Origin of the sequence: Lentibacillus jeotgali (assembly GCF_000224785.1) — a bacterium.
Taxonomy (GTDB): domain Bacteria; phylum Bacillota; class Bacilli; order Bacillales; family Amphibacillaceae; genus Lentibacillus; species Lentibacillus jeotgali.
In genome coordinates this window covers 221,122-237,264 of the sequence record NZ_AGAV01000019.1, presented here as the reverse complement: position 1 = coordinate 237,264, position 16,143 = coordinate 221,122, and the positions used below count along the sequence as shown (strand labels likewise).

14 protein-coding genes are annotated in these 16,143 nt (G+C 42.6%); all 14 read right to left on the bottom strand.

The window, feature by feature from the left end:
- Nucleotide 1: 1 nt before the first annotated feature.
- Complete coding sequence (locus ON01_RS19675) at nt 2–172, bottom strand: hypothetical protein (protein WP_175284973.1); 171 nt, start codon at nt 170–172, stop codon at nt 2–4.
- A gap of 34 nt (nt 173–206) precedes the next feature.
- The gene (locus ON01_RS16520; RefSeq protein ID WP_010532124.1) at nt 207–1,391 is read right to left on the bottom strand and encodes a PDZ domain-containing protein; all 1,185 of its coding nucleotides are present in this window, start codon (nt 1,389–1,391) and stop codon (nt 207–209) included.
- Nucleotides 1,392–1,522: 131 nt separating this feature from the next.
- Nucleotides 1,523–2,980, bottom strand: a complete 1,458-nt coding sequence (locus ON01_RS16515) for a S41 family peptidase (protein WP_010532123.1) — start codon at nt 2,978–2,980, stop codon at nt 1,523–1,525.
- Nucleotides 2,981–3,146: 166 nt separating this feature from the next.
- Nucleotides 3,147–4,616: a murein hydrolase activator EnvC family protein gene (locus tag ON01_RS16510; protein ID WP_010532122.1), complete on the bottom strand. Its 1,470-nt coding sequence runs from the start codon at nt 4,614–4,616 to the stop codon at nt 3,147–3,149.
- A gap of 227 nt (nt 4,617–4,843) precedes the next feature.
- Nucleotides 4,844–5,737 (bottom strand): permease-like cell division protein FtsX, encoded by an 894-nt coding sequence (ftsX, locus tag ON01_RS16505; RefSeq protein WP_010532121.1) that lies wholly within the window; start codon nt 5,735–5,737, stop codon nt 4,844–4,846.
- On the bottom strand, nt 5,727–6,413 hold the full coding sequence (gene ftsE / locus ON01_RS16500; RefSeq protein ID WP_010532120.1) for a cell division ATP-binding protein FtsE: 687 nt from the start codon (nt 6,411–6,413) through the stop codon (nt 5,727–5,729). Before ftsE ends, ftsX begins: the two co-directional genes overlap by 11 nt.
- 529 nt (nt 6,414–6,942) lie before the next feature.
- Complete coding sequence (cccB, locus tag ON01_RS16495; protein WP_010532119.1) at nt 6,943–7,293, bottom strand: cytochrome c551; 351 nt, start codon at nt 7,291–7,293, stop codon at nt 6,943–6,945.
- Nucleotides 7,294–7,537: 244 nt separating this feature from the next.
- Nucleotides 7,538–8,639, bottom strand: a protein-coding gene (gene prfB, locus ON01_RS16490) for a peptide chain release factor 2 (protein ID WP_138919825.1) whose coding sequence is annotated in 2 segments (ribosomal slippage) — nt 7,538–8,566 and nt 8,568–8,639 — 1,101 coding nt in all. Because the reading frame shifts where the segments join, the coding sequence is not laid out codon by codon here.
- A gap of 83 nt (nt 8,640–8,722) precedes the next feature.
- A complete protein-coding gene (gene secA, locus ON01_RS16485) occupies nt 8,723–11,239 on the bottom strand; it encodes a preprotein translocase subunit SecA (RefSeq protein ID WP_010532117.1) in 2,517 nt (838 codons plus the stop codon).
- A 303-nt stretch (nt 11,240–11,542) separates the two neighbouring features.
- Entirely contained in the window at nt 11,543–11,698 is a 156-nt protein-coding gene (locus ON01_RS19670) for a hypothetical protein (RefSeq protein ID WP_175284972.1), read from the bottom strand.
- Nucleotides 11,699–12,179: 481 nt separating this feature from the next.
- Nucleotides 12,180–12,737 (bottom strand): ribosome hibernation-promoting factor, HPF/YfiA family, encoded by a 558-nt coding sequence (gene hpf, locus ON01_RS16480; protein WP_010532115.1) that lies wholly within the window; start codon nt 12,735–12,737, stop codon nt 12,180–12,182.
- A 353-nt stretch (nt 12,738–13,090) separates the two neighbouring features.
- A complete protein-coding gene (locus ON01_RS16475; RefSeq protein ID WP_010532114.1) occupies nt 13,091–13,774 on the bottom strand; it encodes a ComFC family protein in 684 nt (227 codons plus the stop codon).
- A gap of 1 nt (nt 13,775) precedes the next feature.
- Nucleotides 13,776–14,888 carry an ATP-dependent helicase ComFA gene (locus ON01_RS16470; protein ID WP_245545021.1) on the bottom strand — a complete coding sequence of 371 codons (1,113 nt, stop codon included), beginning with the start codon at nt 14,886–14,888 and terminating at the stop codon, nt 13,776–13,778.
- A 345-nt stretch (nt 14,889–15,233) separates the two neighbouring features.
- The gene (locus ON01_RS16465; protein WP_010532112.1) at nt 15,234–16,076 is read right to left on the bottom strand and encodes a DegV family protein; all 843 of its coding nucleotides are present in this window, start codon (nt 16,074–16,076) and stop codon (nt 15,234–15,236) included.
- Nucleotides 16,077–16,143: the final 67 nt, after the last annotated feature.

Here is a 16,143-nt window from a genome sequence, read left to right as displayed (position 1 = left end):
ATTAGTTTGCTTTAAGCCCAATTAAATATAGAAGGTATTTTAATCCAAAATGAAAAATCGGGCCTTCGGAAAGCCCGATTTTATTTGCTGATGTTACTTCCTTTCTGCCGATGTTACATCCCATTTTTTCATGATCCGAAACAGTAAAAGACAGCATGGTTTCATCGTGCACCTCGCTGCCCCAATATTAATTTCACCTGATTCAATTAGGCAAGCTGACTATCCCGGTAACGTCTGTCTGCTATTATAACTCCCAGTTCATGGTGATCTTCCTCATACAGAGCGCTTTGAAGAAAGCGAACCTCGCCATTGTCGTCGATTATTTCCAATTTGAAGAACGCCCCACTGCCCTGTAATGCATAATAAAATTGCTCAATCCGGTCTATTTTTTTCCCATTTACTTTGGTAATCGATTCACCAACTAAAATCCCCAGCCGATCGGCAGGTGTGCCGGGGATTATGGCCAATACCTTTATTCCTCGCGTATTCCTGGTGAAAAATGGCGTTTTTTTCTGTTCAGCTGTCCGATGCTTAAAACTGAGATATTCCCGTCCAATAATACCGGCGACAATTGCTGCCAGTGCGAGCCAGCCGATAATAACGCTGCCTGCTGCTAGCAGCAGGGTAACCAGGCTAAGCATGTGGGTGGGCCTTGCTAAACGGCGTGCAGCGTTTTCAGGCATACTACCCCGGACAGTATAATCAAAGCCGATTAAAAATGGGACAAGCATAAGACTAAACGTCTCACCGCCCACTGAAAAATATGGCCAGAAAGGTGCGATTGAGGTGATCGGGCCAGATGGAATAAGGACAAAAAAAGGGATGAGCGTCATCTTTTTAAGATGATGTATGCCAATCCATGTCCCCCGGTGCCCAAGCTCCATGTCCGGAAATGTTGCGTTCCGGTTATGCCGTCTCAATAAAAATGCCTCCGCCGAAAGTAAGACGGCTAACAGTAAGCTCAATCCGGTAAAATTTGGAGCACTAAATAAATTCACATCGATAAACGACTGATTTTCAAGTACAAAAGGTGATAGCAGCAGCAGTAAAAATGTTATCCCAATCGTATAAACGGGTGACAGCAGTGTCAGCCGCATTGACAAACTAAGCAGGATCGTTAGCCCCGCAAGAAGCATGATCGCTTCATATGAGAATACCATACCCGCCCCAATCGTTATGACGGATAACACGATACCGAACATCATGGATACCAGCCACGTATTTTTCCATTCCGAAAAGATATCAAAAATCTTCAAACCAAAATGATTACGTTCTCTTTTTATTCGCTTATAGCTAACAACGATTGATAGTATAATCGCCCAATATACGAGAGGATTTAAGAAAAATCTCCCTATCCCGTTAGCCAGTTCCATGAGCCAGGATTGTGCCACATTAATCACCTTCTGTCATATCTTATTGAACAAAGATGTCTTTGTTTATATTCGGTAATTGTCGAAAAAATTCCTGCATAACATGAAAAGAAAACCGCGGAATAACCCGCGGATTTCTTCATTCCTTAAATTCATTCATATAAAACATTCAAGGCTTTCTCCATTTGCCGGTCGTCTTTTCCGTTACGGATTCGATCAACGACGTTGGTTTCGACTGCTCCTGCTGTTTTTTCATTTACTTCACCGGTTACTTTCAGGTCATTATCCGCCTGAAAATTCTCGACAGCCGCTTCGGTTTCTTTACTGAAATAACCATCTGTACGTCCAGGTTCATAGCCTACACCTTTCAGCATCACTTGTATGCTCTTTACACTTTCACCCGTATCATCATACTTAAGAGGCTCGTCTATCTGCACAGGATTTGTAAAGTAATAATCAGGCTGCTCTACTTTATCTGTTGGTTTAACACCCTTTTCATGTATCCAGTTGCCCTCAGGTGAAAGCCACTTGAAGAATGTTAATTTAACCCGGCTTCCATCATCACCAACCGGGACGGCCTGTTGAACAGTCCCTTTGCCGAAACTGTTCGTGCCGACGACATCGTACCCGACTTCTTTCATGGCCACTGCCAATATTTCAGAAGCAGATGCGCTACCCTCATTAATCAGAACGCTGATCGGATAAGGTTTTTTCTCATCCAGATTGGAATAGGACTTATCTGCTTCGCCGTTCTGGTTTTCAATTTGAACGTACGGAACATCTTTCGGAATGAAATTTTTCAGTACGCCTTCGACAGCGGACAAGACTCCGCCTGGGTTGCCCCGCACATCAATGACCAGGCCTTCGATATTCTTCTCTTCCAATGACTTTAGCTGTTTATTGAAATGTTCAGCCGTGTTTTCCGCAAAAGATGTTATTTCGATAACGCCCGTTTTCTCTCCATCGATGGTCTTCACTTCGGAATAAACGGTTTCCACCGGTATATCATCGCGTTCAATCGTTACATCAAATGGTTCTGAAACACCGGAGCGCTGAATTTCAAGTACAACTTCGGAACCTTTTTCACCACGGATTTGTTCAACTGCTTCGTTCAAACTCAATCCGGCTACACTTTCGCCATCCACACTTAAAATCTGGTCATTCGGCCGAAGCCCTGCTTTTTCTGCAGGCGAGTCCTTGATCGGGGAAACAATCGTTACTTTTCCGTTCACCATGCTTACTTCAGCACCGATCCCTTCGAATGAGGATTCGATTGTTTCATTGAACTGCTCCATCGTCTCCACATCCATATAGGAACTGTAAGGGTCGTCCAATGAGCTAACCATTCCCTTAATGGCGCCTTCAATTAATTGATTGTCTTCAACATCTTCCAGATAATGTTTTTTGATCAAATTGTAGGTTTGTGTTACTTTTTGCATGTTTTCCGGCGGTGTACTGCTGTTTTGTCCTGATGTATCAGGTATCTCCTGCTGCTCTCCAGCCGGTGACTGATCCGGCTGTGCCAGTTTCACCCCCGTAAATGCGCCTGCAAATCCCAGAAGAAGCGCAGCAATTAAAAGAAGTGCTACATATTTCTTGTTAAATTTCATTATTTCACCCCAACTTATATTTGCTGGTTGTCTGTTTCATTTCATATGTCGAAGAAAGTGATTCGCCTGCCCTCCATTTTCATCTATAAAAAGGCATCACACCGTAATGTGCGATGCCTTTAATATTATAGTTTATGCAACTAAATTGCAATAACATGCGCTTATTTTAGTTCAGATAACCTAATGGGTTGACTGAATTACTTTTTGCTGCGTTCCAGCCGCCTTTATGGATTTCAAAATGCAAATGTGGTCCGGTTGATTGTCCCGTATTTCCACTCGAACCAATTGTCTGACCGCTGCTGACTGTCTGGCCGGATGAAACAGCTATGCTGCTCAAATGTGCATATAGCGTTGTATAAGATGTTCCATTAATTGAGTGAGAAACCAATACAGCATTTCCATAGCCATTCATTGTGCCGTCATATTCTGTATGTGTTGAGATAACAACCCCTGAAGCAGCAGCGCCCACTGGCGTACCTACGCCGACTCCGAAATCAATACCTGCATGAAGACTGCCCCAACGCTGTCCATATCCGGATGTTACGTTACCAGCTGGAGCTGGCCAGTTAAATGTTCCACCACTTGAATATTGAGTTACTGCTGGCGAACCAGACTTGTCATTTGAATTGCCATTTGAATTGTCATCTGAATTACTGGCTGAACTGCTGCTGGACTCACTGTTTGCGTTTCGTTCTTTTTCCCTCTGTCTTTCCTTTTCTTTCTGTCTTTCTTTGGCAAGCTGTTCAAGCTTTTGCTTTTCCTGATTAGCGAGCTCGATAGCTTTCTGGTTTGCCGATTCCTGTTTGCGAAGTATTTCCTGTTCATCTTCCAAACTTACTTTATAGTTCTCAAGATTTTTCTCTTCCTCTTCCAAATCGCCCAGCAGGTTTTCCTTTTCAGTCATTTGCTCGTCCAATTCAGACTTCAATGACTCAAGTTCCTGTTTTTGATTTTTTAGGGATGCTTTCTTATCTTCTGCTTCGGCTTTCTTTTGTTCAACATCTTTTTTCTTACTTTTTACTTCAGCCTGTTTGTCCTCGACTGCCTGTTTTTCTCGTTTATGTGTTTCCATAATGTCTTTGTCCTGGTCCATAATCGTATTGACTGCCGAAGATCTGCTGATTAAATCGCCGAAACTTTTCGCGCCAAAAATAACTTCTATGTACTTCATGCTTCCGCCGTTTGACTGAATGGCACGCAGGCGATCTTTAAGGAGTTTCTCCCGTTCTTTAATTCGCTCTTTCAATTCCTGAATTTCCTTCTTTAATTGCTCAATCTGTGAGTTGAGTTCAACAATCTGGTTATTTAGATTGTCAAGCTCTGCATTTGTATCAGCTATTTTATTTTCTTTTGTTTCAATCTTTTCTCTCGTATCCGTTAATTTACCATTAATATTTGAAATCTCGCTATTTACTTTGTCCTGTTTGTTTTGGTTTTTCTCGATTTTTTCTTCGGTGTTCTGTTTATCATTCTTTAGCTCGGATTGCTCTTTTTCTATTTCCTCTTGCTTATTCTTTTTATTTTGGATTTCCTGTTCAAGTTCATCAGTGGATTTCGCGGATACTTTCTGCAAGTTTGCAAACCCTGTACCAAGAACCATTAATGCAATCAGTAAATAGGAAATAAATTTTCGCATTCTCGTTTCCCCTCTCTGTTCCATCCAGTGCAAAATGATTTTAAGATTCGAGTTTATTGAAAAATCGTGTTGTCTTCTATTTATCACAATAAATTGATATACCATTTGCTTTCAGCCAATGGAGACTCAGACTTAATGCAGAGTCCGAATCTCCACTTTTCCCGAATAAGCCATTTTCCATTTCACCGGTGTGAAAGCAACAGCAGTTTTTAAAATACAATACGCAATTATACTTTCAGGAACTTGCGAACACTCATGACACTTCCCCAGATCCCGATGAATGTACCTATTAATAGGATAAGAAGTGATAACTGCCATGCAAATGGGTTGAACGGCAACAGTTCCACGAAGGCATAGTTGATCTGATCTTTCAAGTTATTGTCCAGGTAATAATAACCTGTTAATACAGCGGTGATTGGTATGATAGACCCCAATACGCCGTGCATCATCCCCTCAATGAAAAATGGCCAGCGAATGAAGCCATTCGTTGCACCGACAAGCTTCATAATACCGATTTCTCTGCTTCGCGCCATAATCGTGAGTTTAATTGTGTTTGAAATAAGAAATATAGCCGTGAAGACTAAAGCGGCAATCAGGACCAGCCCGATATTGCGTGCATACTCATTGAATTGGAATAATTGACGGATAACATCTTGTCCGTAGTTCACCTCTTGCACGCCATCCAATTGGCTAATCTTGTCAGCCAGCCTCTCTGTTTTGTTCGGCTCTGCCGCCTTTACAATATAGGCATGACTCAGAGGATTATCCTGTTCAAACATCTGCCAGGTCGAACCCTCTTGGCCCATATCCTCGATCAGCTGATTAAGCTGTTCATCTTTGGAAGTAAATGCAACACTTTCTGTCCCTTCCATTTGCTTGATCGTTGTTCCAAGCCCCTTTATTTGTTCCTCTTCTGCCGTAAGATCGATTAATGCCTCAATCTGAACATCTTCTTCCAGGCCGTTTGCCATATGGTTGAGATTCAGCATTAATGCAAGAAAAGCCCCTACTAAAAGCAATGTTGTGGTCACAGCACCTATAGATGCAATTGTCATCCAGCCATTCCGGAAGATATTTTTAGTACCCTCCCGCAGATGGCGCTTTGTTGTTCTAAGCTTCATAGCCGTATTCACCTCGATGTTCGTCACGGACGATCAAGCCATCTTCAACGGCAATCACACGTTTTTTAATCTTATTCACAATTTCTTTGTTGTGGGTGGCCATGATAATCGTCGTACCCCGGTCATTAATTTCCTCAAAAATCCGCATGATCCCCCATGACGTATCAGGATCCAGATTTCCAGTCGGTTCATCCGCAATGACAATTTTAGGATGGTTTACTATGGCACGTGCAATTGACACACGCTGCTGTTCTCCACCTGATAATTCATCGGGAATGAACCGTGCTTTATTTTTAAGACCGACCAATTCCAGTACATCCATAACACGTTTGCGGATATTGCGAGGCGACTCTTCAATAACTTCTAGCGCAAATGCAATATTTTCATAGACTGACAGTTTTGGAAGCAGCTTGAAATCCTGAAAAATGACACCAACATTGCGGCGTAAGAAGGGAATTTTTCTCACTTTCAGGGTGCTTAAATCAGTATCATCAATGACGATCGTGCCATTTGTCGGCTTCACTTCACGGTAGATAAGTCGGATAAATGTTGATTTCCCAGCACCGCTTGGACCCACGACATATACAAATTCACCCTGGTCTATATCTATATCAATCCCATTAAGGGCAGTGACACCATTGGCATAAGTCTTGTAAACATCTTTCATATTAATCATCTGAATATCACCTTTAATCCATAATGTTGCATTTTTCATCGTTGTTGTTCCTTACACAAACCTGTACCGGAAGAAATGGGAGAAGGGCTCCTTTTCCTTCCGGCATTTAAAATTTTACATAGGCTGATTCGGGGTGTTCGGCAAAAAAGTGCTTAAATCCCAAATTATCTATTTAAGCCTTAAAAAAAAGACTTATTCCTTTTTCTTAAAACGAGCTAATATATGTAATTTTTATCTATTATAACATTTTTCGGCACAAATTTTATGCTTGTTATATTACATTTTCATTTCAATTCAAACGTTAAGAATAACTTTTTGTAACATTTAATATCATTAGCGCAGATTTTGTAAAAAAACTGAAATAGAGAAAACGTGTTTGACAAACCGATGCCGGATAAACGAGAAGGTTTGTAGAAAGCTTGAATTTATTGCTAAAAATTCTTAATCGCGGAAATCTAAGCAGATGTACAACTGCAAAAAACACAAAAAAAGTTTGGTCTACTAATGATCATAGACCAAACCCTTCTGTTTATTTCTTTTCGGCTAACCATGAAGCAATTGTTTGTGCGTCTTCATCTGATACCTGTTTTTGTGCAGGCATATTACCTTTGCCGTTTTTAATAATATCGACAATTTCATCCGCAGAATAGTCTGCACCAACTGACGTCAGGTTAGGTCCTGATCCGCCGGAAAGGTCAGAGCCGTGACAAGTAGCGCAGTTACTTTGAAAAAGTTCTTCAGCTGCTGCTGATTCAGATGTTTCCCCACCGTTGCTTCCGGACGAGCCGCCATTGTTACCGCCGTTATCTCCCGCGCCGCCGCCACAAGCGCCGAGCACTAGCGCTGTGCCGAATAACATTGTCAATAACCATTTTTTCATGTTAAATCCCCCTAACATATTTTTGTAAAAGGTTATCATAATTATTATAACCCATTGCCTAAAAATTAAAATGATAAACCTCGCTTCATTCGCACTCAAAACTGGCGGAATAAAGCACAGAGTAGTGGCTCGGAGGGACATATGTCAAATTTATGAAATTTTTTATTTGCCATACGTGCGACTACCAGGATTTCCGATTCAACTAAACATTCAGCGGGGTAAGAACGCCCCGCTGAATGAAGTTTCATTGTATCAAAGAACGCAGATAGGCATCGATGAAGGGATCGAGATTTCCGTCAATGACACCTTGAGCATTGCCTGCTTCAACATTTGTACGGTGATCTTTCACCATTGTATAGGGATGGAAAACGTATGAGCGAATCTGACTTCCCCAGCCGATTTCCCGTTGTTCACCGCGTATTTCATCAAGTTCCTGTTGCTGACGTTCCAGTTCCTGCTGATACAATTTGGACCGGAGCATTTTCATTGCCCGTTCACGATTCTGAATTTGTGAACGCTCAGACTGACAGGTAACAATGATATTTGTCGGTACATGTGTAAGACGCACCGCTGAATCCGTCGTATTGACATGCTGACCTCCCGCGCCGCTTGCACGATATGTGTCCATCTTAATATCTTCATTTTTAATTTCGATATCCACATTGTCATCCATCTCAGGTGTGACATCACATGATGCAAATGATGTATGGCGGCGTCCTGACGAATCAAATGGGGAAATACGCACCAGCCTGTGCACGCCTTTTTCCGCCTTTAAATTACCGTATGCATTGTGCCCTTTTATCCATAATGTAACACTTTTGACACCTGCTTCATCGCCCGGCAGATAATCCAGCGTTTCAATCGTAAAATTCTTGCTTTCCGCCCAGCGTTGGTACATACGCAAAAGTATGCTTGCCCAATCCTGGGATTCCGTGCCGCCAGCACCCGGGTGCAATTCCAGAATGGCATTGTTCTGATCATATGGCTCACTCAACAGCATCAGCAGCTCAAAGTCATTCATCTCTTTTTGCAGTTCTGTTAAATCTTTTTCAAGATCGGCGAATAATTCCTGATCGTTTTCTTCTTTAACGAGTTCATAGGATACTTCAAGGTCTTCCAAGCTGCTTTCCAACGAGTCAATGCCTTCTACATAGGTTTTCAGGTTGTTGTTTTCATCAATCAATGTTTGTGCTTTTTCCTGATTCTCCCAGAATGCAGGATCTGCCATTTCAAGTTCCAGTTCTTTAATACGTTCTCTTTTGACATCTAAGTCAAAGAGACCCCCTAAAGTCATTGATCCGCTTCGTCATCTGTTCAAGTTCATTTCCGATTTCAGCTAGTTCCATCTGTTTCACTCCAAAAATTAAATTTAATCGTCTCAGCGAAAACACTCCCTCTAATTCGGGAGTGTTCCTTATAGTCAGTACAGTTATGCACCGTGACAATGTTTGTATTTTTTGCCGCTGCCGCATGGACATGGGTCATTACGGCCAGTGGTTTCAGTCTTTACATAAGGCTTGCGTGACGTAGTCTTTTCTTCCTGATCGCCTCCGGATACGGCTTGCGTATTTTGCGCAACTTCCTGGCGCTGCAAATTGTCACGAATTTCTGCTTTCATGACGTATTTGGCGACTTCCTTTTCAATCTCGACTACCATTTCCTCAAACATCTGAAAGCCTTCTGCCTGATATTCCTGCAACGGATCATTCTGACCGTAAGCACGCAGGTGAATGCCCTGACGCAGCTGGTCCATCTGATCGATATGATCCATCCATTTGGTATCGACCGTACGTAATACAATGACTTTTTCAAATTCACGCATTTGCTCCGGTGTTAGTTCCTGTTCTTTCTCATCGTAGCGTGTTTTGACTTTTTCAAAAATGTAATCAACGATCTCGTCCGGCTCTTTGCCTTTAATATCGTCCACTGAGATATCATCCGGACTAAGCAGGTTCCCGTGAACATATTCGATGATAGAGTCAAGCTCCCAATTTTCATCGAGTTCATCCTGTGTATTCGCCTCGACAATACGCTCGAGCGTCGATTTGATCATTCCTTCGACAATTTCACGTAAATTTTCATTTGTTTCAATCACGTCAAAACGCTGTTTGTAAATAATTTCGCGCTGCTGTCTCAGCACATCATCATATGATAGGACTGTCTTGCGGGCATCAAAGTTATTGCCTTCCACCCGCTTCTGTGCGGATTCCACAGCACGGGAGACCATTTTGCTCTCAATCGGCTGTGAGTCGTCCATACCAAGACGGTCCATCATTGAGCGCATATTTTCAGAACCGAACCGGCGCATCAGTTCATCTTCCATAGATAAATAAAATTGGGACATACCGGAATCGCCCTGACGTCCTGAGCGTCCACGCAACTGATTATCGATCCGACGCGACTCATGTCGTTCGGTCCCGATGACAGCAAGACCTCCCAGTTCCTTCACACCATCGCCAAGCTTGATGTCTGTACCGCGGCCAGCCATGTTCGTTGCAATCGTAACCGCACCCTTCTGCCCGGCGTTTTCAATAATTTCAGCCTCACGGTAGTGGTTTTTTGCGTTCAATACATTATGTGGGACGCCCGCTTTTTTCAGCATTTTGGAAATTAACTCCGATGTTTCGACTGCAACAGTACCGACCAATACAGGCTGCCCGGCCACATGCCGCTCTTTTATATCCTCTGCAACAGCACGGAATTTCCCTTCAATGGATTTATAAATCATGTCTGACTTATCGTCACGGATAATCGGCTCGTTTGTCGGTATAGCGATAACGTCCATGTTGTAGATATTACGAAATTCCTCTTCCTCTGTTTTGGCTGTACCTGTCATACCGGAGAGCTTTTCGTACATACGGAAGAAGTTTTGGAATGTGATAGAAGCAAGTGTCATACTTTCATTTTGAATCTGCAGACCTTCCTTGGCCTCGATTGCTTGATGGAGACCATCACTGTACCGGCGCCCTTTCATCAGACGGCCTGTGAACTGGTCGACTATGATCACTTCGCCTTCCTGAACAACATAATCAGTATCACGGTGCATCGAGACATGCGCTTTCAATGCCTGATTAACATGGTGTGTCAATGTGACATGATTCAAATCGAACAGGTTTTCAATATTGAAGTACCGTTCGGCTTTATTAATCCCTTCTTCGGTTAATTGAACACCTTTTGTTTTTTCATCGTACGTATAATCCGTTTCCCGACTTAATGTACGCACAAATCCATTCGCCTGCTGATACATGGTTGCCGATTTTTGTGCAGAGCCTGAAATGATCAGTGGTGTCCGTGCCTCATCAATCAGAATCGAGTCAACCTCGTCAATGATGGCAAAATGAAGCGGACGCTGCACCATCTGCTCTTTATACAGCACCATATTATCGCGAAGGTAATCAAAGCCAAATTCATTATTAGTACCATACGTAATATCACAGTTATATGCTTCCCGCTTTTCCTCTTTTGTCATGCCATTACCGTTTAAGCCAACTGTCAGACCAAGGAAATTGTACAACTCTCCCATGTCCTTTGCGTCACGACCAGCCAAATAATCGTTGACGGTAATGATATGGACACCTTTTCCAGAAATGGCGTTTAAATATGAAGGCATTGTGGAGGCAAGTGTCTTACCTTCCCCTGTCTTCATTTCAGCGATATTTCCCTCATGCAGCGCTATCGCCCCTGAAAGCTGCACAGGAAATGGCCGCAACCCCAATACACGTCTGGAGCCTTCACGGACAACAGCATATGCTTCTACAAGCATGTCGTCCAATGATTCACCGTTTGCATACCGTTCCTTGAATTCCTCGGATTTCCTGCTCAGGTCATAATCGGATAACCGTTCCATGTCTGGTTCCAAAGCTTCAATCTGGTCAACTTTTCGCTGTATTTTATTTAACTGTTTCCTATTGCCGTCACCAAAAATCTTTGTCAATAACCCTGCCATGTAAAACGCTCCTCATATTATTTAACACAACCGGACTCTGCCCTATTCAAACCGGCAAAGCCCCGATAACATTTATTTGGAAAATTTGTTTACATATTGTAGTCCAATATTTATAATAACGCATCTCAAATCGTATGACAACTGATTTACGCGGCCGGACAAAGCGCCATTGTCTGTATATCAGAAGGTTGAAGGTCGCAGCTGTTTTAAAGCTTTTTAAAAAGCAAAAGAACAGTCCGGGGATGGACCGTTCTTTTCATGAGGTAAGTAAGAGGCAAACATGAGGATACTGAATAGGAGGGCTTACGTAAATGAATAAGTATGTGATTGCTCCCTCTGCTTCCTATCCAATTCCGAAAGGCGGCGATTGGTGACAGCAATAATTTCAACCAATTGGGCAATGGTTTCTTCATGCTGCCAGACTTTCCGGACTAACTCATCATACTTGATGTCACCCACATAAGCACATCCTTTCATCTTGTATGATTCAGTTATAGCACGATTGCGATTAAAAAAGCTAATGGCCATTTTTGAAATTTGGAGTGTCATTCGACACAAAAACCCTTTTGAAACACAATTTTCGACACACTTTCAATTTAGTTGCTGAGAAATAAGGTTGTTTTCAAAAATAAAATCCATTTTTAGTCTTTTGCGCGACAAAATTCGACATGTTATCAGTCAGCTGATTTTTCATTGCAACAGCAATCTGTCAGCCAAAATTTCGTTCGTCACTACCGATTTAAAGGGCGATTCCATCAGCGGGAATCGCCTTGGTAAGTTATATCCCGCATATAACTAGCAGTAACCCCCACTTCAAGAGGGTGAGGTAAAAGCAAAAAGGATAAGTGGGAATCCAACCGCCAGTAAATGCTCGATTCCGTTCAACTAAGAATCAGTGGGAGTTAAAAACCCCCACTGATTGAAGTTTTACTTTATGTGATTAACTGTTCGGTTCGATTAAGCCGTATTTGCCATCTTTACGGCGATATACGACATTGGTATTACCTGAAACAGCATTTGTAAAGACGTAGAATGCGTGTCCGAGCATATCCATTTGTAATACTGCTTCTTCTGAGTCCATTGGTTTTAAATCAAATTGCTTTTTGCGGACGATTTCCACGTCATCTGATTCTTCTTTTTCATTTTCCATTTGCGCCTCTTTTTCAAGTTCAGCAAATATATGTTTCGGAGAACCTTCTTGTCTAAATTTACGATTCACTTTAGTTTTGTACTTGCGGATTTGACGTTCCAATTTACCCACTACCAGATCAATGGCTGCATATAAATCGATATGCTGCTCTTCAGCCCTAAGAAGCAGATTTGGCATTGGAATCGTAACCTCAATTCTCTGTTCATCGTTATAGACACTCAAGTTAACATTTACATCCGATGATGGTGGTGTATCAAAGTATCTTGCCAGTTTGCCGATTTTCTTTTCGACATAGTCCCGAATTGCTCCGGTAACCTCAATATTTTCACCACGAATGTTGTACTTCATAAAAAGTGTCCTCCTTTCATCTTATGTATCTATTATACTACATTCCCACCCGCTTTTCCTGCTTAAACAAGCAATTATATTAATTTAATGTAAATGCGCTATCCTTATTCAATCCATGAACCTGCGCCAGAATCCTGATCGAGGGCTGCTGATAACTATTATATTTCTGTAAAAAATTCACGCTATATTCTATTTTTTGTCAGTCTTTGCTTTCCTGATAATACTAGTGCGTGTTCAAAAAGAAGGATAACAAGCCAACGACGAAATTCAATGTGTCATTGCTACCGGACTTTTTGAACAACCTCTATTAGCCTATTAAGTTCGCATTTTTATATTGTTAAAGCATCAGCTATTTAACCGCGAATCAATGTCAATGCGTAGACTGCCGGGCAGCCATGCTTTTTTAAAGCAAGCGCAGCATGCCTGAGTGTCGTCCCGGTTGTATAGATATCATCGACAAGAAGAACAGGCGTACTGATTACAGTTGCCATTTGAAATGGGTTGGCAGAAGTAATACGTTCCCGCCGGGTTTTCTTGGACTGTTTCTCACTGTGGCTGCGCAAGAGAAGTTCTTCCGACTTTAGCGGTAAGAAATCCGCAAGCATTTTGGCCTGGTTGAATCCGCGCTCAAACATACGTTCAGCACTTAATGGAATCGGAACAGTCATTGTTTCTGTTGACAGAAATGAAAAATTCTCTTTAAACGCCTTTTGATAATCATTTTCAAAAATATTTCCGAGACAATAATCACCGCGGTATTTCCACTTTGAGACTATTTCCTTTACTGCATCATTGTACGCAAAAACAGAATAATTACATATGAGCGGGTCTTCCTGCGTGGCATGAAGTTTCCACCATCTGCAATCAGGACAAATCCCGTCATCACTCAACCGGCTGCACTTGCTGCAGCGCTTCCCTTGCAGAATAGTTAATTGATCCGCACAGGAGGCACAGAGACGTTTCGGCTTGGGTAACCAAAAAATTGTCTTCCAGCTCATTTCAGGGATCATATCAGTATCACACCATAAACAATTCAAATTAATGAAAACCTCCTCGCTTATTCATTTTTGTAATGGCTCTGACTGCCTCTATCATTGCCTCAGTCTTGCCATCATGAAAAAACACAACTTCCCCTGTCGGATCATCCGGGCTTCTGCCAGCTCTTCCAGCGATTTGCACAAGTGCTGCTTCATCGAAAACCGTATGCCCTGCATCCAGGATGACTACATCCACTGATGGAAAAGTTACGCCGCGTTCCAAAATGGTCGTTGTGACTAAAATTTGAAACTGTTTTTCCCTGAATGCCAAAACTTTTTCCTCACGATCATGGTCGGATGCATGGACAGCCATAAATTTAAAGTCGGGAAGGTCAACAGATAGTTTTCGCGTTAAGGATTCAGAAAGCTTGATCGTTGGAACAAAAATAAGCAATTGACGGCTTTGATTTTTTCGGTTGGCAAACCACTTGAAAAACGCTTTCGGAGGGGAAGACTTTTGCAAGTCTTTTTTTAATGAATAACACATGTGAAAAACCGGTACAGGCAATGGGTAGCCATGGAAGCGTACAGGGACGAATACATGCGGGAGTTTCTTTCGGGTCATTTGCAGCTGCTGATCACGTCTTGGTGTAGCGGTTAAATAAAGAGTGGTACATCTTTCTTTTTTGGCACGATCGGCAGCAAACGGGAGGGAGGGATCATGTGTGTACGGAAACGCATCAACCTCATCAATAATGATCACATCAAAAGCATGTTTAAAACGGAGCAGCTGGTGTGTTGTCGCGATGATTAACTGGGCTGTCCCATCTTTTTCAAGACTGCCGCCGTACAACCCCTGTACGCAAATGCCTGAAAATGCTGTCCTGAGCCGGGGCAGTAATTCCCGAACGACATCTGATCTGGGGGTAGCGATACAAACACGCTGCCCCATTTCCAATGCTTGGGCTATGCCTGGAAATAGCATTTCCGTCTTACCGGCACCACACACAGCCCAAGTCAGTAATTCCTGTTCGCGATTCAAGATTGCCTGAACAATACGATCCGCTGCCTTCTGCTGGGCACGCGTCAATTCACCGGTCCATGTACAAGGATTTTTATGGTGGGGCCCAAAATATTCAGGACCAGACCATTCATATAACGCCGAACACGTCATCACCCGCCCCATTTCAATGCATTTACGGCAGTAAATATGCGATTTACCGCAATGATGACACGGAATCTTACCAAACAGTGATTTCTTCTGATTCCCGCAACGCTGACATTGATTATGGAGCCATTTTGATTGGATAGAGGGCCTTGAAGTAAAATAATTGGCTTTTAAAAGGTTTTCGAATAGGGGGTTATCTATGAGGATTTCTTGCCGCAGCAGGAGTTTCCCTCCATACCGCTTGCTAAGTTCAGTGAGATCCATGGCTTCACGCTCCCGGGGGTAATTAATCGAGGCAAGTTTTATAGGAACCGACCAGGCAGCCGGCTCCTTTATTCGCTGATGGTTTAATCATTTCGTGTACCAGCAAACACCAACAGCACCTTCACCAAGATGCGTACCGATAACAGGTCCGAAATAACTGATCATGGTATCCATGTTCGGGTAATCAGCATCGAATCTTGCTTTCAGTTTTTCCGCAGCCGATGCATTATTCGCATGAATGAATGCAACTTTAAGTTCTTTCCCTTTAGCCGCGTCGTCTTCAAGCATTCCCATAATTCTGTTTAATGCTTTTTTGCGGGTGCGGATCTTTTCAAACGGGACGATTTTTGTATCAACAAAATGAAGCAACGGCTTTATCTGTAGCAGGCTCCCGACAATTGCCTGTGCACCGTTAAGCCGTCCGCCGCGCTGCAGGTGGCTTAAGTCATCTGCCATAAAATACGCCCGAACATCCTGTTTGATGTCATCAAGCCGTTTCAAAATTGAATCCAGGGACTTCCCGGCTTTTGACATCTCTGCTGCTTCCAGCACGTAAAATCCCTGCCCCATGCAGCTTAACTCCGAATCGTATGGATAAACATCAATACCATCCACCATTTCGGCCGCACTAACAACGGCCTGATAGGTACCGCTGATACCGCTTGATAAATGAACCGAGATAACCGCGTTGTAATCACCCGCCAGTTCTTCCAATTTATCTGTTATCATGCCAATTGACGGCTGAGACGTTTTCGGCAGCTCCTCTACTTCTCTTACTTTTTGGTAGAATTCATTTGTTGTGATATCAAGTCCCTCTCGATAGGTGTCATCACCAAACACAACACTCAGTGGGACAACATGAATATTATATGCTTCAATTAATTTGTCAGGAATATAGGATGTGCTATCAGTCATTACAGCAATACTCATCGCATACCTTCTCCTCATACTTGTACTGTTTTCTATTATTTTACATCAGCTGGGAGAAAAATGCATC